The 24,996-nt window shown below is 61.7% G+C and carries 20 protein-coding genes and 1 pseudogene; 10 read left to right on the forward strand and 11 right to left on the reverse strand.

What is annotated here, in order from left to right; translation table 11 throughout:
• Positions 1 to 179: 179 nt before the first annotated feature.
• From infB to scpB, 5 genes are all read right to left on the reverse strand, one after another.
• Positions 180 to 3,101, reverse strand: a complete 2,922-nt coding sequence (gene infB, locus B0G57_RS01160) for a translation initiation factor IF-2 (protein ID WP_018438726.1) — start codon at positions 3,099 to 3,101, stop codon at positions 180 to 182.
• Between the two features lie 147 nt (positions 3,102 to 3,248).
• On the reverse strand, positions 3,249 to 4,724 hold the full coding sequence (gene nusA / locus B0G57_RS01165; protein WP_018438727.1) for a transcription termination factor NusA: 1,476 nt from the start codon (positions 4,722 to 4,724) through the stop codon (positions 3,249 to 3,251).
• Positions 4,724 to 5,179: a ribosome maturation factor RimP gene (rimP, locus tag B0G57_RS01170; RefSeq protein ID WP_018438728.1), complete on the reverse strand. Its 456-nt coding sequence runs from the start codon at positions 5,177 to 5,179 to the stop codon at positions 4,724 to 4,726. Before rimP ends, nusA begins: the two co-directional genes overlap by 1 nt.
• A 385-nt stretch (positions 5,180 to 5,564) precedes the next feature.
• Positions 5,565 to 7,226 (reverse strand): 23S rRNA pseudouridine(2605) synthase RluB, encoded by a 1,662-nt coding sequence (gene rluB / locus B0G57_RS01175; protein WP_026229301.1) that lies wholly within the window; start codon positions 7,224 to 7,226, stop codon positions 5,565 to 5,567.
• Positions 7,227 to 7,285: 59 nt separating this feature from the next.
• A complete protein-coding gene (gene scpB / locus B0G57_RS32320; protein ID WP_018438730.1) occupies positions 7,286 to 8,212 on the reverse strand; it encodes an SMC-Scp complex subunit ScpB in 927 nt (308 codons plus the stop codon).
• An 812-nt stretch (positions 8,213 to 9,024) separates the two neighbouring features.
• Between scpB and B0G57_RS01190 the strand changes: the two are divergent.
• Both B0G57_RS01190 and B0G57_RS01195 read left to right on the forward strand, forming a co-directional pair.
• Positions 9,025 to 9,420 (forward strand): annotated as a pseudogene (locus tag B0G57_RS01190) (transposase); the annotation flags it as partial.
• 198 nt (positions 9,421 to 9,618) lie between these two features.
• A complete protein-coding gene (locus B0G57_RS01195) occupies positions 9,619 to 9,897 on the forward strand; it encodes a hypothetical protein (RefSeq protein WP_018438732.1) in 279 nt (92 codons plus the stop codon).
• 271 nt (positions 9,898 to 10,168) lie between these two features.
• On the opposite strand, the gene B0G57_RS01200 is transcribed toward B0G57_RS01195, so the two are convergent.
• On the reverse strand, positions 10,169 to 10,465 hold the full coding sequence (locus B0G57_RS01200) for a hypothetical protein (RefSeq protein ID WP_026229302.1): 297 nt from the start codon (positions 10,463 to 10,465) through the stop codon (positions 10,169 to 10,171).
• A gap of 253 nt (positions 10,466 to 10,718) precedes the next feature.
• Between B0G57_RS01200 and B0G57_RS01205 the strand changes: the two genes are divergently transcribed.
• The 3 genes from B0G57_RS01205 to B0G57_RS01215 all read left to right on the forward strand — a co-directional run bounded on the left by B0G57_RS01205 (position 10,719) and on the right by B0G57_RS01215 (position 12,368).
• Positions 10,719 to 11,444, forward strand: coding sequence for a YdcF family protein (locus tag B0G57_RS01205; protein WP_018438735.1), 726 nt, complete (start codon positions 10,719 to 10,721; stop codon positions 11,442 to 11,444).
• Between the two features lie 203 nt (positions 11,445 to 11,647).
• Entirely contained in the window at positions 11,648 to 11,890 is a 243-nt protein-coding gene (locus B0G57_RS01210; protein ID WP_018438736.1) for a hypothetical protein, read from the forward strand.
• Between the two features lie 220 nt (positions 11,891 to 12,110).
• Positions 12,111 to 12,368 carry a hypothetical protein gene (locus B0G57_RS01215; RefSeq protein ID WP_018438737.1) on the forward strand — a complete coding sequence of 86 codons (258 nt, stop codon included), beginning with the start codon at positions 12,111 to 12,113 and terminating at the stop codon, positions 12,366 to 12,368.
• A 935-nt stretch (positions 12,369 to 13,303) separates the two neighbouring features.
• Here B0G57_RS01215 and bamC read toward each other — a convergent pair.
• The 3 genes from bamC to B0G57_RS01230 all read right to left on the reverse strand — a co-directional run bounded on the left by bamC (position 13,304) and on the right by B0G57_RS01230 (position 15,546).
• Positions 13,304 to 14,533 carry an outer membrane protein assembly factor BamC gene (bamC, locus tag B0G57_RS01220; RefSeq protein WP_018438738.1) on the reverse strand — a complete coding sequence of 410 codons (1,230 nt, stop codon included), beginning with the start codon at positions 14,531 to 14,533 and terminating at the stop codon, positions 13,304 to 13,306.
• Between the two features lie 186 nt (positions 14,534 to 14,719).
• Positions 14,720 to 14,956 (reverse strand): hypothetical protein, encoded by a 237-nt coding sequence (locus tag B0G57_RS01225; protein ID WP_026229303.1) that lies wholly within the window; start codon positions 14,954 to 14,956, stop codon positions 14,720 to 14,722.
• Positions 14,957 to 15,120: 164 nt separating this feature from the next.
• Positions 15,121 to 15,546, reverse strand: coding sequence for a hypothetical protein (locus B0G57_RS01230; RefSeq protein ID WP_035468129.1), 426 nt, complete (start codon positions 15,544 to 15,546; stop codon positions 15,121 to 15,123).
• 667 nt (positions 15,547 to 16,213) lie between these two features.
• Between B0G57_RS01230 and B0G57_RS01240 the strand changes: the two genes are divergently transcribed.
• Positions 16,214 to 17,434: a tyrosine-type recombinase/integrase gene (locus B0G57_RS01240; RefSeq protein ID WP_018438741.1), complete on the forward strand. Its 1,221-nt coding sequence runs from the start codon at positions 16,214 to 16,216 to the stop codon at positions 17,432 to 17,434.
• Between the two features lie 135 nt (positions 17,435 to 17,569).
• Here B0G57_RS01240 and B0G57_RS01245 read toward each other — a convergent pair whose 3' ends face one another.
• The gene (locus B0G57_RS01245) at positions 17,570 to 18,526 is read right to left on the reverse strand and encodes a nucleotidyl transferase AbiEii/AbiGii toxin family protein (protein ID WP_026229304.1); all 957 of its coding nucleotides are present in this window, start codon (positions 18,524 to 18,526) and stop codon (positions 17,570 to 17,572) included.
• Positions 18,489 to 18,914 (reverse strand): DUF6088 family protein, encoded by a 426-nt coding sequence (locus tag B0G57_RS01250; protein ID WP_018438743.1) that lies wholly within the window; start codon positions 18,912 to 18,914, stop codon positions 18,489 to 18,491. Before B0G57_RS01250 ends, B0G57_RS01245 begins: the two co-directional genes overlap by 38 nt.
• A gap of 1,038 nt (positions 18,915 to 19,952) precedes the next feature.
• Between B0G57_RS01250 and B0G57_RS01255 the strand changes: the two genes are divergently transcribed.
• The 4 genes from B0G57_RS01255 to B0G57_RS01270 all read left to right on the forward strand — a co-directional run bounded on the left by B0G57_RS01255 (position 19,953) and on the right by B0G57_RS01270 (position 24,660).
• Positions 19,953 to 20,246 carry a hypothetical protein gene (locus tag B0G57_RS01255; RefSeq protein ID WP_083925488.1) on the forward strand — a complete coding sequence of 98 codons (294 nt, stop codon included), beginning with the start codon at positions 19,953 to 19,955 and terminating at the stop codon, positions 20,244 to 20,246.
• A 179-nt stretch (positions 20,247 to 20,425) separates the two neighbouring features.
• Positions 20,426 to 22,306 carry an ATP-dependent nuclease gene (locus B0G57_RS01260; protein WP_018438745.1) on the forward strand — a complete coding sequence of 627 codons (1,881 nt, stop codon included), beginning with the start codon at positions 20,426 to 20,428 and terminating at the stop codon, positions 22,304 to 22,306.
• A 2-nt stretch (positions 22,307 to 22,308) separates the two neighbouring features.
• On the forward strand, positions 22,309 to 23,718 hold the full coding sequence (locus B0G57_RS01265) for a DUF2130 domain-containing protein (protein WP_026229305.1): 1,410 nt from the start codon (positions 22,309 to 22,311) through the stop codon (positions 23,716 to 23,718).
• Between the two features lie 144 nt (positions 23,719 to 23,862).
• Entirely contained in the window at positions 23,863 to 24,660 is a 798-nt protein-coding gene (locus B0G57_RS01270; RefSeq protein WP_146013329.1) for a hypothetical protein, read from the forward strand.
• Positions 24,661 to 24,996 lie beyond the last annotated feature (336 nt).

Below are 24,996 nucleotides of genomic sequence, written 5' to 3' on the forward strand. Positions count from 1 at the left end.
CGAATTCCTGATGCCAATTCCTGATTCGATCGATGCGCGCTCGGCTGTTCGGCCGTTAGGCCATACGGCGGCGTTCCGGTTTTCATGCAGCCCGTTCCGACTCGCAGCCGCCACAAAAGCAACGGGCGGGACGGGCCACGAAGCCCATCCCGCCCTTACCTTCTTTCAGCGCGCCGGGCTTACAGCGTCCGTGCGACTTCGGTCACTTCGAACACCTCGAATTGATCGCCTTCGACGATGTCGTTGAAGTTCTTGACCGACATGCCGCACTCGAAGCCCTGCTTCACTTCCTTCACGTCGTCCTTGAAGCGCTTCAGCGAATCGAGTTCGCCCGTGTGGATGACCACGTTGTTGCGCAGCACGCGCACCGACGACGTACGCTTCACCACGCCGTCCGTCACCATACAGCCGGCAACGGTGCCGACCTTCGGCACGCGGAACACCTGACGCACCTCGACCATGCCCGTGACGACCTCGCGCTTCTCCGGCGCGAGCATGCCCGACATCGCCGCCTTCACTTCATCCACGGCGTCGTAGATGATGTTGTAGTAACGGATATCGATGCCGTTCGACTCGGCAACCTTGCGCGCCTGAGCATCGGCGCGCGTGTTGAAGCCGATGATGACCGCCTTCGATGCCGTCGCGAGGTTGACGTCCGATTCGCTGATGCCGCCAACGGCGCTGTGCACGATCTGCACCCGCACTTCGTCGGTCGAGAGCTTCTGCAGCGCCTGCACGAGCGCTTCCTGCGACCCTTGCACGTCCGCCTTGACGATGAGCGGCAGGTTCTTGACCTCGCCTTCGCCCATCTGCTCGAGCATGCTCTCGAGCTTCGCGGCCTGCTGTTTCGCAAGCTTCACGTCGCGGAACTTGCCCTGGCGGAACAGCGCGATCTCGCGCGCCTTGCGCTCGTCCTGCAGCACCATGACCTCTTCGCCCGCCGCCGGCACTTCCGAAAGCCCTTGAATCTCGACCGGGATCGACGGTCCCGCCGTCTTCGTCGCCTTGCTCGTTTCGTCGAGCATCGCGCGGACACGGCCGTAGGCGCTGCCTGCGAGCACGACGTCGCCACGCGTGAGCGTGCCCGACTGCACGAGAATCGTCGCGACGGGGCCCTTACCCTTATCGAGCTTCGCCTCGATGACGAGACCCTTCGCCGGCGCCTCGACCGGCGCCTTCAACTCGAGCACTTCGGCCTGCAACAGAACGTTCTCGAGCAGATCGTCGATGCCATCGCCCGTCTTGGCCGAAACCGGCACGAACGGAGAATCGCCGCCGTACTCTTCCGGCACGACACCTTCGGTGACGAGCTCCTGCTTGACGCGCTCGGGGTTCGCCTCCGGCTTGTCGATCTTGTTGATCGCGACGACGATCGGCACGCCGCCCGCCTTCGCGTGAGCGATCGCTTCCTTCGTCTGCGGCATGACGCCGTCATCGGCCGCCACCACGAGAATGACGATGTCCGTCGCCTTCGCGCCGCGGGCACGCATTGCCGTGAACGCTTCGTGACCCGGCGTATCGAGGAACGTGATCACGCCGCGCGGCGTCTCGACGTGGTAGGCGCCAATGTGCTGCGTGATGCCGCCCGCCTCGCCGGCCGCGACTTTCGCGCGGCGGATGTAGTCGAGCAGCGACGTCTTGCCGTGGTCGACGTGGCCCATGACCGTGACGACGGGGGGACGCGGCAGTTGCTCCGCGTCGCTTGCCTCGCCTTCGACGAGCAGCGCTTCGGGATCGTCGAGCTTGGCCGCGACCGCATGGTGCCCGAGTTCCTCGACGACGATCATCGCCGTCTCCTGGTCGAGCATCTGGTTGATCGTGACCATCTGACCGAGCTTCATCATGATCTTGATGACCTCGGACGCCTTCACGGACATCTTGTGCGCGAGATCGGCGACCGTGATCGTTTCCGGCACGTGCACCTCGCGGACGATCGGCTCGGTCGGCGCCTGGAACGACGTCGCCGCTTCCTGATGCTTGCCGCGCCCCTTCGGGCCGCCGCGCCAGCCGCGGTCCACACCGCCGCTCGAATCGCCGCGCGTCTTGATGCCGCGCCGCTTGGCGGCGTCGTCCTGCCAGCCGCCCTTGCCGCCGGGCTTCTTCTTGTCCGCGGACGGCTGAGCCGCCGGAGCGGGGGTCTGAGCCGCACCCGGTGCCGCCTTGCGCGCGGCCGGACGGGACGCCGCGGCGCCTTCCGGGCGCGCGGGCTTGTGCAGCGTGCCCTTGCCTTCGGCCGTCTTCGCCGCCGCTTCAGCGGGCTTCGCCGCCGGTGCCGGCTCGGGCGCCTTCACCTGGGCCCGGCGCGGGGTATTCATCATTTCGCGAATCGCGCGCGCTTCGGCCTCGGCCGCCGCGCGACGCTTGGCGATTTCCGCCTGCTCGGCGCGCGCCTTCTCGGCAGCTTCGCGTGCCGCATCCTCGGCCTTCTTCGCAGCCTCGCGCTGCGCGGCCCGCTCGGCGGCGGCACGCTCTTCCGCGGCCGCACGCTCGGCGGCGGCGCGCTCGTCGGCCGCGGCGCGTTCGTCCTCGGCCGCGCTGCGCTCGGCTTGCTCGCGCGCAGCCACTTCGGCGCGTTTTTGCGCCGCTTCTTCCTCGGCGCGGCGGCGCTCGGCCTCCGCGGCCTGTTCGCGGGCCTGACGCTCGGCTTCCTCGCGCTCGAGGCGTTCCTGGCGCTCCTTCAATTCCTGCGCCTGCTTCTCGAGCAGCTCCGCTTCGCGGCGGGCTTCTTCCTCACGCCGCTGCAGCTCGGCGCTTTCGTCCGCCTGGCCGGCGACATCCGCCGCGGCCGCTTCGCCCGGCTCCTCGCGCTTGACGAAGACCCGCTTCTTGCGCACTTCGACCTGAATGGTGCGAGCCTTGCCCGTCGCGTCGGATTGCTTGATCTCCGACGTGTGCCGGCGGGTCAGCGTGATCTTGCGCTTGTCCGCATCGGTCGAACCGTGTGCCTTGCGCAAGTGGTCGAGCAGGCGCGCCTTGTCCGATTCGGACAGGGCATCGTCTTCACTCGCTTTCTGTACACCCGCTGCCTGAAGCTGCTCGAGGAGCACTCCAGCAGGCATTTTCAGTTCCGCGGCAAATTGGGCTACGTTGTTACTCGCCATTCATTCCTCTTAGTGCAAGGACCGATTCCTTGCGGTTAGCATCGGGGTGTGCGGCCAACCTCTCGGGGACAGCGAACGATCGTACGCGATGACAGAGATCGTTCTGACTGCGGCCGCTTTACGTTTCAGTGCGTCATAGTCGTTCACTCACTGAAACCAATGTTCACGTGCTTTCATGATCAACGCCTTCGCGGCTTCCTCTTCCATTCCGGTCAATTCGACCAATTCGTCGACAGCAAGCTCCGCCAGCTCGTCGCGCGTTTGAATCCGGTGCGCCGCGAGCCTCGCCAGCAGGTCCGAATCGACGCCCTCGAGACTCTTCAGGTCGAGCGACGCATTTTCGACCTTCTCCTCGTTCGCGATCGCCATCGTCAGCAGCGCATCGCGCGCGCGGTTGCGCAGTTCGTGGACGGTGTCTTCGTCGAACGCCTCGATCTCGAGCATTTCGTTGAGCGGCACGTAGGCAATCTCTTCGAGGCTCGTGAAGCCTTCGTCGATGAGAATGTCGGCCACTTCCTCGTCCACGTCGAGCCGCGCCATGAACAGGTCGCGCAAGAGACCGCGCTCCTGGTTCTGCTTTTGCGCAGACTCGTCCGGCGTCATGATGTTGATCTGCCAGCCGGTCAGCTCGCTGGCGAGTCGGACGTTCTGGCCGCTGCGGCCGATCGCGACCGCAAGCTCGCTTTCGTCCACGACGACGTCCATCGAGTGCTTTTCCTCATCGACGACGATCGACTGGACCGCTGCCGGCGCGAGCGCGCCGATCACGAACTGGGCGGGATCTTCGGACCATAGCACGATGTCGACGTTCTCGCCACCGAGCTCGTTTCGCACGGCCTGCACGCGCGAGCCGCGGATGCCGACGCAAGTGCCGATGGGGTCGATCCGCTTATCGTAGGCGACGACGCCGATCTTCGCCCGCACGCCCGGATCTCGCGCCGCGGCCTTGATCTCGAGCAGCCCCTGCTCGATCTCCGGCACTTCCATCTCGAAGAGCTTCATCAGGAACTCGGGCGCGGTGCGCGAAAGCTCGATCTGCGGGCCGCGCGCGGTGCGGTCGACCTTGGCGATATAGGCACGCACGCGGTCGCCGACGCGCAAATTCTCCTTCGGAATGAGCTGGTCGCGACGCAGCAGCGCTTCGACGCGGCCGGACTCGACGATGAAGTTGCCTTTGTCCAGGCGCTTCACCGTTCCCGTCATGATTTTTTCGCCGCGCTCGAGGAAATCGTTCAGGATTTGCTCGCGCTCGGCGTCGCGCACCTTCTGCAGAATGACCTGCTTGGCGGCCTGCGCGCCGATCCGGCCGAACTCGATGGAGGGAATCGGCTCTTCGATGTATTCGTCGATCTGAATCTCGGGCTGCTGCTCGCGTGCTTCGAACAGGAGAATTTCCTGGTCCGGCTCTTGCAGGCCGGCCTCGTCGGGAACGACGCGCCAGCGGCGATACGTTTCATGCTCGCCGCTCTCGCGATCGATGTGCACGCGAATGTCGACGTCTTCCTCGAAGAGCTTTTTGGTGGCCGAAGCAAGGGCGGCTTCCAGCGCAGCGAACACGACATCCTTGTTGACGTTCTTCTCGCGCGCCAGCGCATCCACCAGCATCAACACTTCGCGACTCATTATTTGCGGCTCCTAAAGTCAACGTGCGGGACGAGGCGTGCACGATCCATATCCGCGAGCGTGAAATCGAGCATCGCGGCGCCCTCCTTCCCTTCAAATTCCAAACCGATCGTTTCGCCGTTCGGTGCATGAAGAATGCCCCGGTACGTCTTGCGTCCGTCCAACGGCTTTTTCAGCGTAACGACAGCCTCGCTGCCTGCGAAGCGCGCGAAATCCGCCAGCTTCTTGAGCGGCCGATCGAGCCCCGGCGACGATACTTCGAGCCGTTCGTAGTCGATATTTTCAACCGTCAGAACGTGCTGGAGCTGACGCGTGACCTTTTCGCAGTCCTCGATGGCGATGCCCGACGGCTGATCGATGTAGACACAGAGGGAGCCCCGTCCGGTCCGTTCGAGGTCGACCAGCTCGTAGCCCATGCCCGAGACCGTGGTTTCTATCAGTTCCGTCAGTTGCACTGTGCCCTCTAAGGTGTTCGCGCGCGCCACACGAAACCTCACGGGGCCGCACGCCTTGCCGGCGCACGGAGAAAGACGTGCTACCCGAGATGCCGAACCCGGATTGTCAACGCTTAACGCCAAAAAAAAATGGGCTGAACGCCCATCTTCTTACCGGTGGTCGCCACCTGAGCCGCACAAGTGAAGCCGTACGCCCAGCGACTTTGCGATTCTAGCATTTTCTGAGATTGCTTGCAAAGCGAAGTGGCCCCGCAAGCCGCGCTCGGCGCAGCGCGCGATCGTGAGGCGGGCGGCGCTCAGCGCGCCTTCCCGCTCCGGCGCCGGCTCTCGCACGGCGAGGCGTGGCAAGCGGGGGTACCGGCCGCTGCCGGCGCCACGGCGGCTGCTACCGGCCGCGAGTGCGATTGCGCGGCCCCGGCCGCTGCCCGCCCGGATTGCCGGCGCGGTTGCCGTTCGCGTTGCCGCCGAAACTGCGCTTGCCGCCCGCGGGCGCAGCCCGATTGCCGTCGACGTCGCGCGGCGGGCGTGCCCCCTTCTTGCCGGGCCCGCCTGCGGCGGCACGGTTGCCGTAGCCGCGGGGAGCGTCGCCGAAGCCGCCCGCGCCACCGCCCGCGAAGCCGCCGCCGGGCCCGCGCCGTCCGGGGCCACGCCCCGGCTGCTCAAAGCGGCCGTGCGCCGTCAATACCGGCTCGCGGCTGATGAAGCCCATCGACGTCTGCATCGGATCCGGCTGGCGCCGCTCCTGCGTCGGGCGCCGGGCGCCCTTATCCTCGGATGGCGCCTTGAGGCCGACCGCCGCCATGAGGCCGCGGACCTCGTTGTCGTCGAGTTCTTCCCAGCGGCCGCGCCGCAAGCCGCGCGGCAGTGCCATCGGACCGTGCCGCGTGCGGATGAGCCGGCTCACCATGAGACCCACCGCCTCGAACATCCGGCGCACCTCGCGGTTGCGCCCTTCGGCCAGCGCGACGTGGTACCAGTGATTCGTGCCTTCGCCACCGCCGTCGCGAATACGCAGGAAATTGGCGGGCCCGTCCTCGAGCTCGACGCCCTGCAGCAGCTTCTGGCGCGAGCTTTCGGAGAGCTCGCCAACCACGCGCACGGCGTACTCGCGCTCGACGCTGTAGCGCGGATGCATGAAGCGATTCGCGAGATCGCCCGAGGTCGTCAGCATCAGCAGACCTTCGGTGTTGAAGTCCAGACGGCCGACGGCCAGCCACTTGGCGCTCTTCATCGGCGGCAGCTTGTCGAACACTGACGGACGCCCCTCCGGATCGGCATGGCTCACGATCTCGCCGGCCGGCTTGTGGTAGACGAGCACGCGCGGCGGCTTTGTCTGCACCCGGCGCTTGACCGGCTTGCCGTTGATGCGGACCTGATCGGTCGGCATGATCCGCTGCCCGATGTGAGCGGGCTCGCCGTTCACCGATACCCGGCCCGCGACGATGAGCTCCTCCATCTCGCGGCGCGATCCCAGGCCGGCCTCGGCCAGCACCTTGTGCAGTTTCGGCGCGTCGTCGTCCGGCGCGAGCACGCGCTTGCCCGGGGCCGGCCGCCCGCGCCTCAGCATCGGCGCGCGCACGCCGCCCGTCGTGCTGTTGTCGGCATCGAAAGCCGGCGAAGTCACGTAGGAGAAAAGATCGTCCTCGGCGCCGGGCGCGTCCCCGCGCTTTTCCTCGGCCGGCGCACGCTCGGGCCGGCGCGCCGTGCCGTTGCGCCCGCCTTTGCCGGGGCCCTTCTTCGGTCCGCGGGCCTGCGCCGGCGCGGCGTCGCCTTCGGTCTCGGGGGCTTCCGCCGCCTCGGCGGGCTGCGCCTGCGCGCCTTGCTCGCCCTTCGTCTTCGCCGCCGCGCGCCGACGCGCGATCAAACTGCGCGGCCCGCGCCGCAACCCGCGCCGCGGGCGTTCCTGATCGCCCGCTTCCGCGATTTGGGCGTGCGGCTCGCGCTCGCCGGCAGCCTGCGCCTCATGCGCGCCGGGCGCCTCTTCGCGGCCCGCGGCTTCGACGGCATGCCCCGATGCGGACAATTCGGTATCGTGGGTATCAGTCAAAACAACCTCGATGTTAGATGGCGCGCGCCCGTCTCGGGCGCGAAAAAATTTCGCGGCGATCACGCACGGCGCGATTCGGCTTCGTCATCGGAGGACGTATCGTCATCCTCGTCCGCACCGCCGGCGGGATCGTCGTGTTTCATACGGACCGGCAGCGGCTCGACCACGTGCAGCAAATGTGCACGCTCGCCCACTTCGCCGACGCCCGGGTCCACCGCATCCTGCGCGGCGCTGGCGTCGTCATCGTCGTTTTGCGACGCAGCCTCTTCGGTCTGGTCCGGCGTGCCCGGGGCAACGTCGCACGAACCGTGCTCGGCTTGTTGCGGATCCTCTTGCTGATCTTCTTGCGCGGCATCGAGCGGCGCCTCGGCGGTCTCTCCACCTTCGGCGGTCTCCCCACCGAGGCCGCCGTCGGCGCCGTCGTTCGGGAAGTCGATCGCATGCTGCGCGAGCGGACTCGCATCGAGCTGGCCCGCTGGGTCTTCGAGCGGCGGCAGCTCGTCGAGCGCTTTCAGGCCGAGATCGTCGAGAAACTGCTTCGTGGTCGCGTAAAGCGCCGGTCGCCCCGGCACGTCGCGATGCCCGATGACCTCGATCCAGTTGCGATCCTCGAGCTGCTTGATCACCTGCGTATTCACCGTGACGCCGCGAATCTCTTCAATGTCGCCGCGTGTGACGGGCTGCCGATACGCAATGATGGCGAGCGTCTCCAGCACGGCGCGCGAGTACTTCGGCGGCTTTTCCGGATTCAGGCGGTCGAGAAAGCCGCGCATCGCGGGCTTGCTCTGGAAGCGCCAGCCCGACGCCAACGCGACGAGTTCGACGCCGCGGCCGGACCACTCGTTCTTCAAATCCTCGAGCAGCGCACGGACCGTATCCGCCGAAACGCCGTCGGCGAAAAGCCTGCGCAAGTCGCCGACCTTCAGCGGTTCGTGCGCGCAAATCAAAGCAGTCTCGAGGACGATCTTCGCCTCTTGGGTATTCATGCAGCTAGGCCAGACCCTGTGTGGTCAAAGAACCGGATCAAACAGACGAAATGGAACTGAAGACGCGCTCGCCCGATTTTGATCGGTCATATTGATGGGAGCACGGACCGGGGGGCGGCGAATCGGACAGCAATCGAACCATGCCCAGCCGGACGGGGCGGCGGTATTCCGTGGAAGTCGCCGCGCGATTGAACGTCATCTTACGCAAAATCCGAGGCTCCGTAAACGGGGGAACCCGAACGCCGCAATGCCGATACCGTGCCGCCTCCATGCCACCACGGTGCCACTGCACGCGCCTGCCGCGCGAATCTCCGCTCCGGCGGCGCCCGCGCCTGCCGTCAAAACCTCTCTTCGAAGCGCCGACCGATATTTTTCGACGCAGCGCCCGAGTCGCTCCCATGCTGCAAGCGCAAAGGCGTCTTCGAGCCGGCTGGCTCTCCGTTTCACCAAGCTGACGGCGACCGCGGCGATGCGTCGCCCACCCTGCTTGCGGCATCGCAATATTCGAGCGCGCTCGCACCCGCGACGGGCTGACCGCACAAGATTGGTGATTGCCCTGATTTTCGGGGCACGCATTTTGAAGTCAGATACGCGCCTAGCTGACATCCCGTCGGGCTTGATGCGACGCGGCTTTACGGCGTTTGCTTCATAAGTGGCACGCTTCCTGCGTTGCTCGGCGCGACGCCGGCATGATCCGCGACCCGATCGTTCGCGGCAAGAGCCGGCTCGTGGGACGTTCGTACATCGAATGTCTCGGGAGTGCGCGGCGCGGGGCGGCGCACCGGGGTTAGTTTCGCTGAGGTGAGGACATGATGCTGTTCGACGATTTGAGAGATAACGAATGGGCGCTGGTCGAGGCGTTGTTCTGTGCCGAGCCGGCACGGGCCGAGCGGCGCGGACGCCCTCGCGTGGAAGCGCGCGCAGTCGTCAACGCCGTGCTCTGGGTGCTCTCGACGGGTGAAGGTTGGTCGAAGCTGCCGGGCCGCTATCCTTCTCCGCCGACGTGTCGGCGCCGGTTCGACGAGTGGCAGGCCGACGGCACGCTCGCCGAAATCGTGAAGCGCCTCAGCGGCTGCGGACGCCAGATCTCGCTGCGCGGCCGCATCGGCACGGCGGCGGTCAAGCCGCCCGCGCCGCCGAGCCGCGACCGCCTGCGCGGCGCGTTCTGGACCAATCCGGAATCGTGGCGCGCCCCCGTCAAAATGGCCTGATTCCACCCTCCAGCCTCATTCAGTCGCATCGCCGCTGCCGGCAAGGTTCGCCGCCGGACGGCAGGCGATGCGCGTTCGATAGCCGCCGTCCGGCGAAACATCCTTTTACGAATCATTACAGCGGAGCGCGACGCGTCCGCGTAGGGTGATTCCATGCAATCGAGCCGCATCGGCGGCTCTGCCTGGAGCGCCACTATGAAGCGAGCACCTTGGATGGTTTCGGGTGCGATCGTTTCGTTCGTCGTCGCAGCGACCGTCCAGCCCGCGGCCGCCGCTGATCCGCAAGCAGCCGCGATTCGCAGCGCATTGTCCAGCCAGCCGGGCGCAGGCGAGCGAAGTCACTCCGCGACCAACGTGCCCCGCGGCAATCTGCGCGGGGACATCGTCAACAACGTACGTTCGCACCCGGAGGCGCCGCGCGGCGGCAACGAGCGGCCACCTCCACCGATGAGACCCAGGCAAAACGCGCGTTGAGCGACCGCCGCGCATTCAGCGCGGAGGGCATTCGGCGTTTCTGCGAGCAAGAAGCCGCAAACGCAGGGAACCGCCGCGCGGCTAGCCAGTCGGAGTAATTGCCATGACCACGGCGTGGCAGCAGAAATGCACCGGTTACGGCCCGTGCCCGAAAGGGTACGGGCTTTTTTTTCAGGCCGCGCGAGAACGCTGAGGACGATCAGCCACGGCGAGGCGTCGAAGTCAACGCTCGCGCGAGCTTCGATCGACTCCGAACGAGGTGAAAACAGCGCTAGAGCGCCAATTCGGCCCGGCAAACGTAACCATCGGCCCGGTGCGACGACCAGGCAACCGACCGCTCCTCGCGGGCGAGCCGGGCAAATTCCGCGCGACCCCGCTCGGTCAAGACGGCGATGTCGACCGGCGCATGAAAGCCAGCGCCGGGAGAAACGGTGCGCTGGCGCGCCGTTTCCATTAAACCGAGGCCGCGCAGATACTCGAAGACACCTGGGCGACGCGCCCATGGAACCTGACGATATTGAACACGACGCAGAGCCTCGAGTACCGCTTCGTTCGAATACATGGTCATCTCGACCCTTTCTTCATTCAAATACGGATATGATGCAGAACGGTCACGGCGGAGCCGTGGCCGAGCCGCCGCCTAAAGCGCCGGCAATGAATCGCGGCGGCAACCCTTCCCGCCAGTCGCCGCCGTATTATCGCTAACTCGAGATTCGGAGCTGTCGCGGCCCCCCCGCAATCGGACGTTGTCCGATGCGCCGCGACCGGCGCAGGTGCCGGCTCGCTCTTCTATCCAGAACCCATACGTTACCGCATCCGAATTGATCGTATTCACTTTATTCGCGCTTTTTTTCGCACTTTTTCTACTTTGGCGCCGCGCACGCATCGCAGTCGCCGTTTCGGCAGCCGCCGTTTTCTGGCTGCTGGCGGCGGGCTGGCTCGCCAACCCGCTCCTCGATTGGGCGCAGCGCGGCGCGCAAAACACGCCGCACGTCCGCTTCGGTCACGACACCGTCATCGTCGTGCTGGGAACGGGCACCGAACACAACGATGAAGGCGTGCTCGTGCCGAAGCCCGACGCCCTCATTCGCATCGCAAAAACCGCAGCGCTCTACGACGCCTGCAAACGCAGCGCGCCGAGTGCGCAATGCACGGTCATCGTCAGCGGCGGCAATCCCCAACGACACGAGACCAGCGAGGCCGACAACTACGCGCCCTATCTGCTGCGCCTTCAGGTCGCACCCAGCGATCTGCTGCTCGAGAGGACGAGCCTCAACACCTATCAGAACGCCGAGCAGGTGGCCCGAATTTTGCGCGCCAAACATTACGACTCGTTGATACTCGTCACATCCGCGTATCAGATGCAGCGTGCCATGCTCGATTTCGATCGCTTCGGCCTCGCCCCGCAGCCGGTGGTTTCGAATGCACGCAAGAATAGGACGGGCGTTATTCCTCGCCTCGCCAATCTCGTCAACGCGAACATCGCTTTACACGAGGTGATCGGCCGCGCGCAATTCCATGTCTATCGCGCGTTCGGCTGGTTCTAGAAGAATCGCGCGTTCTGCTGATTGCGGAAGACTGACCGATAGTGACGAGTAGCGGCAATCATATGTAACAGCACGTTACGAAACGTCGCTTTTGTCGCATATGAAAGCCCGGCAACGAAAGAGGCCCGATAGAATTCAGTGTCCCGCGGGACCGCAGCGTCGGGCCATCACGATCGATCCACTTCATCGCACGGAGGCAAATAATGAACAAAGTGTCCCTGACTGTCTTGGTTTCCCTCTCGGTGCTGGCCGGCGCCGCGTACGCGCAAGAAGGCGGCGTGACGGTAAGCACGGATCCGGCGAAGTCCGCCGAAGTCGAACAACGCGCGCAGGCACTGCAGCAACAACAGGAACAGCAGCCCGAGGAGGAGATGCCCGCTCACAAGACGATGCATCACGAGAAGGGCATGCGCCATCACCACAAGGCCGCGCCGAAATCCGAGTGAGGCGTTGACGAGCGCGCTTATGCGGGCGCCGCCCGTGCTTCGCATGAGATCGGAGTCAGCGTCGCAACAGGCACTCGAGTAACAGCGTCTTGATAACGCCGAAACCGGCTCCGCCGGCTTCGGCTTTTTTATCGGCCTCTCGCCCAAAACCCCGTATGCTAAAGTCGCGCTCCGACGATTTCCCGCAATTCAACAAGCGCACTTCGGTGCGGAGGACCCAATGAGCAACATCCAGCTCGATATCGAATGGACCGAGGCCGCTTCTCGCAAGATCGAAAAGCTGATGCCGCGAGGCTCGCAAGACGCGTTTCTCGCGTTGCCGCCGATCGAATGCCTGCCGATGGAAGGCGACGTGCTCTTTTTGGGACCGGCGGGCAAGCAGCAGCCGTTCGTCGTAGTGGAACGGCAATACCATCACGATGGCGATGCGGACTGGACCATTATCCTGATTCTCGATCTGCCGAACTCGGCGCATTGAGGAGGCGGTCTTCGAACGAGACCGTCCACTCCGCGCTTCCCTTTCGGTGCCAAAAAAAGACCCGCGTTCCGAAGAACGCGGGCGAAACCGTCGCCCTACGAGGATAGGCGACGGGGCCAGCGGGGCTCTTACGCGTCACGCGTGAGCCATGATCGTTGAAAGACCGGACCGCGAAATAGTTCGGAGTCCTTTCTAATCACCAGCCTTTTATCGTCTGAGCGCCGTTGCCGCATTAAGCCAATCGAGCTCAGCCCTCCGCCCTCCCCCGTGTTTTGCTGGTTGGGGGCTGAAAGAGCAGCTTGTGTGCCAAGCGGTGTGCGGCACCCGAAGCCGCTGATTCGTAAAGGAAAAAAGGCTGTGGTGCGCTGTACGCGCATCGCGCCGTACGCGCGTGTTACGGCGTAACGTCACGTGACATCGCGAAGACACGGAGCGGTTGCGGCCGTGAGGATCGCTGTGGCCGGTTCACGGATGGCTTGGTCGCCTCATCGCTTGCGAGTGCACGTAGCAGGACGATTTACTTTAGCAAAAATGCACCCGCGAAATGACCAATTGAAAACCGTAGCAATCTCGAATTTGAGATTAATCTTACATGGATAAAAACACGCCGGAAATTCTTATTGACTTGAGAGGGTATAGACGTTACACAAGGGGCTGTATGTCGGCGCAAGACGCATGTGGGCAACGTGAAGCAATGGTCTTATTTACATAGCAATCCCGCGAAGCACGCCCGACTTTGCGATCCCGGCAAATCCGCATATTAAAAGTTTTGCCATATTCGCGGAGACAGCATCGGCATTCGGTAACGACTTCAGCCACATTTTTTATAGCGTAAATTCGTCATTTCCTATCTCCCGGGGCGACCAGAAAAAACCCGCCTGTGCGGCGGGTCCGGGATGATCGAATCTGCGGCGGCGTGAAGCCGCCGTCAGTCATCAACGCAATTGGTCGACGAGCAGCGCCATGATCTGCTTCGCCGGCGCCGACGAATCGACGGCGCCCTTGTCGTCCACGACTGCAACGCGCGTCTGGTCCTGCGTAATCGCACGAACGTTGACGCGGTAGACCTTCGCGACCTTTTCCTTATGGCCGTGGAAGACCTGGCTCCAGAAGCCCTGTTCCTCCGAGCTCAGGTCCTTCGGGTCGACGTAACGAATGAAGTAGAGGCCACGCGTGCGGTCTCTGTCGTCGACGGTGAAATTGCTTCGATCGAGCGCAATCCCGACACGCAGCCATGCGTTGTCATAAGGCTCGGAAAGCGTCAGCTCCGTCAGCGCATCCTGGACATCCATCGCAGCGCCAGGCCCGCGCCCCGATTGCGCCGATTGCGCCACGTTTTGCGCGGCGACGGCCGCGGCTTTCGCATCGCTCTTCGTGTTTGCATTGTCGGCGGCAACCTTGGTTGCGTCGGGGCTTGCAGCCGAGTCGTTCGCCGCTTGCTGCCCGGCCGAGCCGCCGCGCGAATCGGCCAGCGCGAGCGTCGCCATGATTCGCTTCAGATACTCCATTTCGAGTGCCGGATCGTTGGGCTTCGGCGTCCACTTGGTCGAATCGTTGTGGACGCCCTCGAGCGCTTCGCCCATGCCTTTCTGGCTGACGAAGACATACGTGCCGCCGTTCGGGGACGCTTCGAGGCGCGTGCGGTACTTGTTGCGCTCGGCCGCCACGTACGAGTTGCCCATGGCCTTCGTAAGCGTATTGCGGATCAGGCCCTGGTTCACTTGCGGACGCGTTTCGTTCCAGTCGGTCTCCATCAGATGCTTGTCGCGTTGATCGACGACGAGCAGGAAGCCCTGCTCCTGCCAGAAACGGCGCACCTGCGGCCAGACCTGATCGGGCGTTTTATTGTCGATGACGAGCCAGCTCTCGCTGCCGTCGCGCTGAAGATGCATGCCGGCAACAGGCGGGATGACGGCGTTTTCGGGCGGCGCCGCCTTTTGAACCTTCTGCAGCGAAGAAAGAGACGCTTCTCCGCCTTGCGGAGGCAGCGAACGCTGATCGGACGTTTCCTCGAGCAGGTTCGGCGGCACGGCGAGCGAGGCCTGCTTCGACTTCGAATCGCTCTTGTAGTCGACCTGCGTGGGCGACGGCGAGCTGCAGCCAGCCACGAGGCCTCCGGCCAGAACGAGGGCTGCGAACCGCGAGGTAAAACGAAGATCAGTCATGTCGAGGGAATCCTTCCGCTTTCTTGCCACGGTCGCATCGCCGTGGATCAGCCGCGCATTTTACCGGTCCCGGCGACCCGTGTGCAAAATCGCGGGTTCCCCTATATTTCGCGACTGCCGCTTCCCTCGTTTTCTTCGCACTCCTGAGGACCGCCAGCCGATCCGCCGATGCGGTCGCGCTCGCGGTCAATGTCCCTGCGAACCGTGCTCGAGAATTCGCGTGAGCGCGGCCGATTTCGCCGCCTCCTCGGCCTGCCGACGCGTGGAGAACGGCCCCTGCGTCAGATGAACGGCATGCCAGTCCGGCTCGTCGCCGGCATCGCCGAAAATCCTGAAGCGGGCCGTGAACCCTTGCGGCGCGGCAGGGATGACCTCGACGTCGACCGATACGCCTTCTATCCGGTGTCTCACGAAGCCGTCCATTTTTGCCTCCGTCATGTGGGTGGCCGACGCGATGATGCTAGCACCGTGGGGCGGGCACTGTGTGCGGTGTCGATGCTTCGATTGCCGCGCGTGTGTGGTTGGTCGGGGCGCTCCTAGACTGGGCAAGGCTGTTGCTCATAAGCCTGCGATTGGCGTTGCTTGGGTTACGGAGCGGACGCAGCGGCAGCGGCCGACGCGGTAAGCTCGGGGGGATTGAACCAACGCATGGAAGTCAACGACTCGCCGTCGAACAGGCACTCAGCCGCGGCGGGACGCTTCGTTTTCTTCGGTTTCGCCGCGACAGCCGGCGAGGTGGCGCCCGGCGCGGAAGCTACGATGGGTGCACTCGCCTGAGTGGCCGCAATGGCCGCCGCTGTTGGGCCCTCGACCGTGCCCTCCACCACCACGCGGGAGCCGCGGATACCGACGCCGACGTGCGATACCGAAAGCTCGTTGTTCGGCAAATTCCGAGCGACTGTCTCGCGCATCCGCGCCTCGCAAGCATTCGGATTCTTGTAGAGCGAGCAGCCGGCTATGAGAAGCGGGGCCAGCAGCGCGCAGCAGAACGATGCAATCGAAAGTTTCTTCATGAAAAGGTCGCGTTCTTGGGCGGCGGCCATTTTAACGTAGCCCGCCCAGGTGCATGACGGCCGCTCGACCGATGGTAGAATCGCGTCCACCCTGCCCGGGTGATGAAATTGGTAAACATAGCGGACTTAAAGCGTTTGAGTGCCCGGTTGGAAACGGTCGGTGCAGAACCCTTCAAATTCGGCGAACCCCCTGGCTCCCATTCGTGCAACGCTTCGTGAGAGCGAAAGCGCGCGCGATCGTACCGAGGCAACGCCGAGCCAAGCCCTTCGCACGCGGTATTCGCCGCGCGCGTCGCGGAAGGTGTAGAGACTAGACGGGGGGCGCCTAATGCGGCGAGGCAGACACGTGCTGTCTGCCGCGATGGCGAAGGCATAGTCCAGCGCACGAACGGCAATGACGCGATCGCGTGATCAAAGCCGGCATCGAAAGATGCAGTGTGATGAAAATCCGCCGCCGAAAGGCTTGCCGGTTCGAGTCCGGTCCCGGGCACCAGGGATATGTTCCGGTTTGTGCCGGTGTGTTCCGAACAACCCCGCCAGATCAAGGTCTTGCGGGGTTTTTTCTTCCTTTTTGGACCGGCTTGGTCCTTCGACAGCCGGTGGTATGCGGTGGTATTTTTGGTGGTATCTGGGGCGCTGCCGCCCTGCTCCGATCGGAGATACCACCATGCCGCTTACCGACGCTCAAGTTCGCAACGCGCGCTATAACCGGGATGGTACCGGCAACCGCTTGTCGGACGGCGGGCGCATGTATCTTCAACTCGACAAATCCGGCGCGAAGTACTGGCGAATGAACTATCGGTTCGCCGGCAAGGACAAGACACTCGCGCTCGGCGTCTATCCGGACGTTTCGCTCGCGGCGGCACGTAAGAAGCGGGAGCAAGTGCGAGAGAAACTGGCTGCGGGGATTGATCCTGGGACGGCCAAGAAAGCTGAGAAGCGTGCCGCACGGATCGCCGCCGCCAACTCGTTCGAAGTCGTCGCCAAGGGCTGGATGGAAGAGCGAAAGACGGTTGTGGAGATATGTCAATACGAAAAGACGTTGGCCCGTTTCAAGAACGACGTTTTTCCATGGCTGGGTAAGCGACCGATCACCCAGATCGACGCGCCGGAGATCCTTGCTGTACTGAAACGCGTCAATGGTCGAGGAGCGCGATTTACCGCGCATCGGATACGCAGCGAGATCAGCCGGATTTTTCGGTACGGTATCAAAGAAGGGCTTTGCAAGTCCGATCCGGCCAAGGATCTGATCGGCGCCATCCCAGCGCCGGTCGAGAAGCATTTCGCGTCCATCACCGAGCCAGTCAAGGTGGGCGAGATGCTGCGGGCGTTTGACGGGTTCTCCGGCACGTTCACCGTGCTTTGCGCGCTTAAGTTAGCGCCGATGCTATTCGTCCGGCCAGGCGAGTTGAGGCAGGCCGAATGGCCGCAGTTCAATTTGGAAAAGGGAGAATGGCGCTACTTCGTCAGCAAGACGAAGACGGAGCACCTCGTGCCGCTCGCCACGCAAGCGATTGCGATTTTGCGCGAACTGCATGCCCTCACGGGACAAGGACGATACGTGTTTCCGGGTGCACGGTCGAGACTGCGGCCGATGAGCGAGGCAACTATCAACGCCGCACTACGCCGGCTCGGGTATGACACTCGCACGGAGATTACCGGTCACGGCTTTCGGGCAATGGCTCGCACGATTCTGCACGAGGAGCTCGGGCACAAGCCTGAGGTAATCGAGCATCAGCTCGCGCACGCAGTTCCAGACAAACTTGGGTCGGCCTACAACCGGACGAAGTTCATCCGAGAGCGGCGCATCCTGATGCAGGAGTGGGCTGACTACCTTGATCGGGTCAAGGCCGGGGCGGAGATCGTTTCAATATCCACACATCGATAAGCCGCCTAAGAGCACCGACACGCAGGGTTGTCTCGTACCACTCCGTTGACATCTCAATCCTGGCTTCACAAGTGGACTCGCGCGAAGCATAAGAGCCGGTATTCGCGGTCGCACCAAGCAGTCTAGATCCGCTCGTCAGAGCGCCCCCAGAAATGCCAATGCCGCCGGCTTGAACACGCTGAACGCTTCAACAAATGTCGGCCTTATCGGCCCGTAAATCAGCGGCATCAGTACATCCTGATATTCCCGGTGCGTCTTCTCTTCGGATTCTGCAACCGTCAATGCGGCCATCAAGCATCGTTTCGGGTCTTCGACGAATGCCTCATGAAGGCGGAATTCCTTCCGGTCAAAATCGACGAGATCGCCAAAATGAACAGCTGCTCGCTCAACCAACGCCGGATCCGATCGAACCATGCAGTACGTGTCGTAGACGTGGCGAACGAGAGCACTATCCCACTTTTCTCGAACACCGGCCCGGTGTTCGGCATGCCGGCGCAGGAAGGACAATACCTTTTCCGCCAGCGTCTCTTCGATTGCAATACACGCCATCTCAAAGGATTCGCCTGACCGATCGGCAAGTTGATCGATCAGATAGCCGATACGCTTTTGTTCGACCGCGAAACGCGGGGATCGCGCCGTGAACTCGAGACTCAAATGCGGGCGCAAGCTGTTATGCGTGGCGTATCGCGTCTCGTAGAGCCAGCCCGATGCGAAATAGCGATTTTCGTTCAGCGCCCGCTGCTCTTCATCAACCACAGCGAAGCCCAATGCAGTCATCACATCAACGACGGCATCCTTCAGCTTGCCGAGATGCGCCCTCAAGCCGTTCTTCGATAGGCCATGATCCGCATCCAGCACTACCTTCAGGTCGACGTCTTCTGACATCCGCTCGATCAGGCCATACGCCTTCGACAGACTCGTTCCTCCGCAGAACACGAACGTGACGTTCGGATGCCGCAGTGCGGCCAGCGCACGTAACGCGTCAGTGACGTGAACATCCTTCTCAAGGACAGCCGCAGAGAGGTTTCCGGCAAGCCCCTCTGCAACTAGAGCATCAATAAGCTCCTTCCGTTCGCTTGAGATTGTTTTCATATTGAATCGTGTTCTTACCGAAACCTAGTTTCCTGCCGATGCGGCGATTCCCTGTGTTGATCACTACTCCCGCCGGCAGTTGGGTCGTCCTGCCGGAGTTGTACCGCTCCGCCTGCCTGGACGGGTAGATCTTCACCCCCATCCTGGTCAGTGCCTGCTCGGCCAGAACTTCCACCGGCTGCGTAGGAATGGGCTGACCGGACAAGGCGCTACGCTTTGCTTTCGCATACACGCCCACCCCAAGCTTCACGATAACGCCACCCTCAACGAGTTTGCGCAGCGCGCGACTAACCTGGGCTTCGCTGCCAAAGCGCGCAAAGTCTGTCCGCAAGAACACGTCGGCCATCTGTTTGGCGATCGATATCCTCAGGCGGTCTTCCAGGTACATGACAATCTCCGATCATCGGGTTTTCAATCATTCTACTCCAACTTATTGATATTGCTGAGAGAATCTTGTCAGATCCCGATCATTCGGTAGGCCCCCAATCTAGCCTGGCACCCGAAAATTGCCCCGCGAAGCTTTGCTGCGTCGGTAACAATACCGGCCGCAGGAGTCGACCCGCGGTTTGCCCCCCAAAATTCGGACGATCCCCTGTTTCAGGCACTCGAGTTGGCGCGCCACCTCTGGCGCGAGAGCCGGCGCCCCGCAACCGCCCTCTCGCTTTGCACACTCGCTCGGCCATTCTGACTAACTCGACCGAATACCTCCGCGAACCGGTGCGCACATCGCAAATCGACAAACTGGGCTAGCCGACACCGGGTGGCAACCGGTCAGACTCGGGCGGCACGTCGACGTGACGCTCGCCCTTACCCCGCGCAAATTGTCGCAACTACCTTGCGAACTGCGGTCACGGAGGAAACAGACTGGTACCGCCGATCTAGCAAACTCGGCCGGCGCAACAGCCAACACCGACTGGCATGCTCGCTGTCTTTGGATATGGGACCAACGGAATCGCATGGGTGATCTCACAAACTCTGTAGATTGACTTCACGGAATGGTACCGAACTGCATGCACGAAAAACGATATGGAAAAGGTGACTGCAGGATAGGCTCGCGCCGGTTTTGGGCACCGTGCACGTCGCGAAGTCGAGTCATCACCGCGTCGCCCCTCAATTCTGGCCGTGTATGGCTCGTTACGAGTCGATACGACGCGCCCGCAAAGGCAGCGCCGTGCTAGAGGCCGCATCGGCCGGAAGAAGACATTCAGGAGACGCCGGCCACGGACCGCTCCAAATTCGTATTGCCGATCGGCGTGTACCGAACGTGCCGCTTTTTCAGGCGATCGGCGCAATTTGCTCTAGCTTAGGCAACGTTTACCGCCTACATTGGACATACGATTGATTTGGCGGCAAGTATTGCCTATGCGACGCCGACTGCTGTCCTCGACGTGATGTAAGCTTGTCCGCTGACAAAAACGGGGGTCACATGGAAAAGCTGATACTCGAAGCTATCGCAAACAAGCAGTTGATAGAGTTCTATTACCATAATCTTCCGCGAATTGCCGAACCCCATGTATTTGGCGTCACAAATGGAACGAGGCAACTGCTCGGCTATCAGACGGGCGGGCAAAGTAGCAACGGTAGGCTCCCTGACTGGCGACGTTTCGACGTCAACCAACTGTCACGACTTGCGATCCTCGCTCAAACATTTCCCGGACGCCGCCCCATCCCCTCCGGAAAACATAGCTCTTGGGATTTGCGTATAGCCATCGTTGATTAGATGGCCGCGGATACGCGTGAACAGCTTCCACTGCGCCATAAAACCGGACTGTCGTAGGTCGCCAGGTAGCGGCGTGCTCATCGTTAGCGAACGATCCGGCGAGAGACTACTTTTTCTGGCAGCGCGTCGGTGTTCACGACTCAGTCTTCGGCGAAACCCACAAGAAACTTGAACGTGCAATGAACATCCAATCCGTTCGCATAAAAAACTTCCGCACGTTGAAAGACGTGACGATCCCCTTCGATACCGTCACGACGTTCATCGGGCCGAACGGTGCCGGCAAGTCAACCGTGCTTCGCGCGCTTGACTGGTACTTTAACGGCAAAGCCGGTTCGCTGACCGAGAAGGACTGTTCCTTCGGAGCGACCGGCGAAGACATCGAGGTGCAGGTCACATTCGCTGACCTCACCGAAAAAGACCGCGATGCACTTGGCAAATACGCGCCAGACGGAGTCGCAACCTTCACCGCATGGAAGCGCCGGTCACCTGATGGCTCCGATGTGCTTTCTGCCAATGCAAAGGGCTTCCCGGATTTCAACGCGATCAAGGCTGCAAGCGGTGCTACCGCGAAGAAGGATCTGTACGCCGATCTCCGGCGTAGCCGCTCAGACCTGAATCTCCCAGCGGCAAATACAGGAGCGGCCGTTGAGCAGGCAATGACGACTTGGGAGGCATCTCACACTGACCAACTCGTCGATGCTCCCGAGGCGCTGCAAACCAACTTCTTCGGCTTCAACAGCGGCGGCAAGATGAGTGGCCTTTTTGACTTCGTCCTTGTCACTGCGGATCTTAGGGCGAGCGAGGAGTCGCTCGACGGGAAATCGAGCATCATCGGTCGAATCCTTGAGCGTTCCGTCGATCGTGCTGCGGCTGACGATGAGATCGCGAAAATCGTCGAGGAGTCACGCGCAAAGCAGCAGCATGTCTACGAGGAGAAGTTCAAAGCGCAGCTAGAAGCTATAACGACACAGCTCAACACGGTCGTCACCTCCTATTCGCCTGGTCGCGCTGTCACGGTCTCCCCTGCAGAGGTGGAACTCAAGGCCCCTAGGACCACATTCGAGGTGACAGTGCTCGATGGCACAACCGAGACTGCTGTGGAGCGACAGGGGCATGGCTTTCAGCGCACGCTTCTGATTTCGGCGCTCCAACTCTTGGCGCAATCAGGCGCAGCGTCGACCGAAGGTGTCATCTGCCTGGCGATCGAGGAGCCGGAACTTTTTCAGCACCCGATCCAGGCGCAGACGTTCGCGAAGGTGCTCCGATCGCTCGCCGAGGACGCCAGTAAGCGCATCCAGGTGACATATGCCACTCACAGCCCTTACTTCCTTGAAGCCCGACATTTCGACCAGGTGAGGAGGCTGACGCGGTCAACTGGCGAGATGCCGGTCGTTGCTGTCCATCTAGCGACGGTTGGTGACGTAAAGGCCAAACTGGACGGTGTGGTCAGCGCCGATACGGTTGACCGCCAGCTGGACGGCATCGTGGCGAATCAGCTTGCCGTGGCACTCTTCGCGCATCGCGCTTTCCTCGTGGAAGGTACGACAGAGTCGTCAGTGTTCTACGGCATTGGTGACAAGACTTCTCTCGGATCGCTCGAGGCCGCTGGCATCTCCATCGTTCCCGTAGGAGGCAAGGCATCCATCCCGCTCACGCACGCGATCCTGACATCGATCGGTATCCCGGTCTACGCGCTATTTGATGCGGATGGCGGGTTTGAAGCGCGTGCCAAGGCCAAAGGGAAGGACCCAAGCAAGATCGACGATGAGAGGAAGGGCCATATAGCGGCAAATCGCGCGGCGCTTAAGTACTTCGGTCGCCCTGAGGAGGACTTTCCATCTACCGTCATTGCTGATCAGGTAGCGATCTTTGAGGATCATCTTGAACCCTTCCTATCGGCGAACTGGGCAGAATGGATTACAGCCTGCAAAAACGTCGAGGCGGCGGCAGGTATCAGTCTCGCGAAAAATCAACTCGCATATCGAACGGCAACACTTAAGGCTGAGGGCGCGGTGCCAGAAATGCTCACGCGGATCCTGGCCAAGGTAAAGGGTAACTAGTGATGCATGAAATCATCTGCCCGCACTGTGGGAAGGCATTTAAGATCGACGAGGCTGGGTACGCGGATATTTTGAAGCAGGTTCGTGATAAAGAGTTCGAGAAACAGCTGCACGAGCGGCTTGAGCTGGCCGAGCAAGACAAGCGAAACGCCGTCGAACTTGCCCAAACTAAAGTCGCAAACGAATTGCAGAAGGCTGCGGCAGCTAAGGACGCCGAGATTCAGGAACTGAAGTCCAGGCTCGATACGGGTGAGGTTGCACGAAAGCTCGCCGTGACAGAGGCCCTAAACGCTGTGGAAAAAGAGCGTGACGCGCTTGCGAACGAACTTGAGCGCGCGAAGCACGACAAGGAAGCCGCTGCCAAGCTAGCCGAGGCGCGGCTCACGAGCGAACTGACGAGCGCCGTCGCTACGAAGGACTCGGAGATCCAGGACCTGAAGGCCAAGCTCGACACCATCGAGGTTGCGCAGAAGCTCGCCATCACCGAGGCACTCAGTGCAGTCGAGAAGGAGCGCGACGAACTGAAGAACGGGCTCGAGCGAGCGGAGCTTGAGATGCAGCTTGCAGAAAAGTCGCTCAAGGACAAGTACGAGACACAGATCAAGGATCGCGATGACGCGATCGAGCGCCTCCGAGACATGAAGGCTCGTCTGTCGACCAAGATGGTTGGCGAAACTCTCGAGCAGCACTGCGAGACTGAGTTCAACCGCATTCGCGCGACGGCGTTTCCCAGAGCATATTTCGAAAAGGACAACGACGCGCGGACTGGCAGCAAGGGCGACTTCATCTTTCGCGACTCGGATGAGGCTGGCACCGAGATCGTCTCGATCATGTTCGAAATGAAAAATGAGAGCGATCGCACCGCCACGAGGAGCAAGAACGAGGACTTCCTGAAGGAGCTCGACAAAGATCGCACCGAGAAGGGCTGCGAGTATGCGGTGCTAGTCTCCCTGCTCGAACCTGACAGTGAGCTTTACAACACCGGGATCGTCGACGTGTTCCACCGCTACCCGAAAATGTACGTCGTTCGACCGCAGTTCTTTCTCCCAATCATTACGCTTCTGAGGAATGCGGCGATGAACTCGCTCAAGTACAAGGCGGAGCTGGCTCTCGTTAAGGCTCAGAACATAGACATCACAAACTTTGAAACCGAGCTCGAGACGTTCAAGACTGCATTCGCGAAGAACTACGATCTTGCCTCCAGGCGCTTCCAAACGGCGATCGATGAGATCGACAAGTCGATCGATCACCTGCAGAAGACGAAGGACGCCCTGCTCGGCACCGATCGGAACCTTCGTCTCGCAAACGACAAGGCGCAGGACGTGACGATTAAGAGACTTACCCGCGGCAATCCGACGATGGCGGCTAAGTTCGCCGAGCTCAAGAATGATGGTCCTTCCGGTGCTGAATAAGTCAGATCGACCATAGCGAGGGCCGGCGTTTCGTCGGCTTCCCACGTACTTCCGCGTTCGACCGTTGCGGTCAATCGACGGCCGAGGCCAAATCGTTGACAATAGCGGCAACCATATGCCGCAATTTCACCAGTGGGGCTAACGTTGTCTTCATCACCTATCTCACACGCGAACGCTTCTTACGAGAAGCGTGCCATTGCGTTTCTGGACATTCTTGGCTTCTCTGACCTGATAAAGGAAGGTGGGCATGAGCGAGAGATAGGCCAGATCTTTGACCAACTAAAGATTCGTGCAGCACAAGCTGAACGGCACCACGGGAAGGGCCGTATGCAGTTCACCGCGTTTTCAGACTGCATAGTTGTATCCGAGGAGTTTCTCGGTGGCTTCGGTGCACTCCGCATCGCGAATTACGCTGGATACCTTGCGCTCGAACTCTTGGGATACGGCTTTCTGGTTCGAGGTGGACTAACGGTGGGTGATCTTTACCATCGTGAGGGTGTCGTGTTCGGCCCCGCGATGAATGAGGCCTACAATCTCGAAAGCAAGATAGCTGTCTATCCTCGTCTCGTGGTGACAGAGCCATTCAGAGCAGCAGCGTTCCAAGGCGTACTCGCGGAAGTTAATGGGCAAACCGACCATATGCGCGTTCGATGGACAATGTCGCAGTACCGGAGTGACTTTGATGGCGTAACGCACTACGATATCTTCCACCCCCTGGCTCCAACACCTGATCGATTCATATCAATGGGTGGTGCCAAAGGTACTTCCAACGATATGAGAGGACGAGCTTCCATAGCGGCTGTTCGTAACGTTCGCCAACTACGTTTCAAGGACGCCGTCGCGCAAAAGTACGACTGGATGGACAACTACCTCGAAGTCTGCGTTAAGCAATACGGCTGGCAACCTCTGCTCGCAGAGGCCGACACTCCACCAACTCCATAAAGAAGGGGAGCAAGCGCCCCCTTCTCTACTACTATTCCAGCAACACTTATGCGAAAGCTAATCGATTCTCTCTATCGCGCGGCGCAATTTCCAGGAATAGAAACGGCACCGATTGCAACCACGGTGAGCCAATAACAAACTTACTGCCGTGTATGACGACCAAAGAAAAGCTAACTACTGATTGGCCTGCATGGCTAGTTCGAGCACTACAAGGTCTGACGTACTGGACAGGCCATCGCAGATGCTTATATCGAAACTACCCGCTGGCAGAGGCCGCTTTCGTCGCAGAGTTTTGCAACTTGATCCATGCAAACCTTCCCGACAGGTACAGTCTTC

Source organism: Trinickia symbiotica (assembly GCF_002934455.1).
GTDB lineage: Bacteria > Pseudomonadota > Gammaproteobacteria > Burkholderiales > Burkholderiaceae > Trinickia > Trinickia symbiotica.

Bases quoted from the DNA above. Each gene is read 5' to 3' on its own strand.
- infB (WP_018438726.1), bottom strand. From the start codon at position 3,101: ATGGCGAGTAACAACGTAGCCCAATTTGCCGCGGAACTGAAAATGCCT.
- nusA (WP_018438727.1), bottom strand. From the start codon at position 4,724: ATGAGTCGCGAAGTGTTGATGCTGGTGGATGCGCTGGCGCGCGAGAAG.
- scpB (WP_018438730.1), bottom strand. From the start codon at position 8,212: ATGAATACCCAAGAGGCGAAGATCGTCCTCGAGACTGCTTTGATTTGC.
- B0G57_RS01195 (WP_018438732.1), top strand. From the start codon at position 9,619: ATGAAGCGAGCACCTTGGATGGTTTCGGGTGCGATCGTTTCGTTCGTC.
- B0G57_RS01200 (WP_026229302.1), bottom strand. From the start codon at position 10,465: ATGACCATGTATTCGAACGAAGCGGTACTCGAGGCTCTGCGTCGTGTT.
- B0G57_RS01210 (WP_018438736.1), top strand. From the start codon at position 11,648: ATGAACAAAGTGTCCCTGACTGTCTTGGTTTCCCTCTCGGTGCTGGCC.
- B0G57_RS01215 (WP_018438737.1), top strand. From the start codon at position 12,111: ATGAGCAACATCCAGCTCGATATCGAATGGACCGAGGCCGCTTCTCGC.
- bamC (WP_018438738.1), bottom strand. From the start codon at position 14,533: ATGACTGATCTTCGTTTTACCTCGCGGTTCGCAGCCCTCGTTCTGGCC.
- B0G57_RS01225 (WP_026229303.1), bottom strand. From the start codon at position 14,956: ATGGACGGCTTCGTGAGACACCGGATAGAAGGCGTATCGGTCGACGTC.
- B0G57_RS01230 (WP_035468129.1), bottom strand. From the start codon at position 15,546: ATGAAGAAACTTTCGATTGCATCGTTCTGCTGCGCGCTGCTGGCCCCG.
- B0G57_RS01240 (WP_018438741.1), top strand. From the start codon at position 16,214: ATGCCGCTTACCGACGCTCAAGTTCGCAACGCGCGCTATAACCGGGAT.
- B0G57_RS01245 (WP_026229304.1), bottom strand. From the start codon at position 18,526: ATGAAAACAATCTCAAGCGAACGGAAGGAGCTTATTGATGCTCTAGTT.
- B0G57_RS01250 (WP_018438743.1), bottom strand. From the start codon at position 18,914: ATGTACCTGGAAGACCGCCTGAGGATATCGATCGCCAAACAGATGGCC.
- B0G57_RS01255 (WP_083925488.1), top strand. From the start codon at position 19,953: ATGGAAAAGCTGATACTCGAAGCTATCGCAAACAAGCAGTTGATAGAG.
- B0G57_RS01260 (WP_018438745.1), top strand. From the start codon at position 20,426: ATGAACATCCAATCCGTTCGCATAAAAAACTTCCGCACGTTGAAAGAC.
- B0G57_RS01265 (WP_026229305.1), top strand. From the start codon at position 22,309: ATGCATGAAATCATCTGCCCGCACTGTGGGAAGGCATTTAAGATCGAC.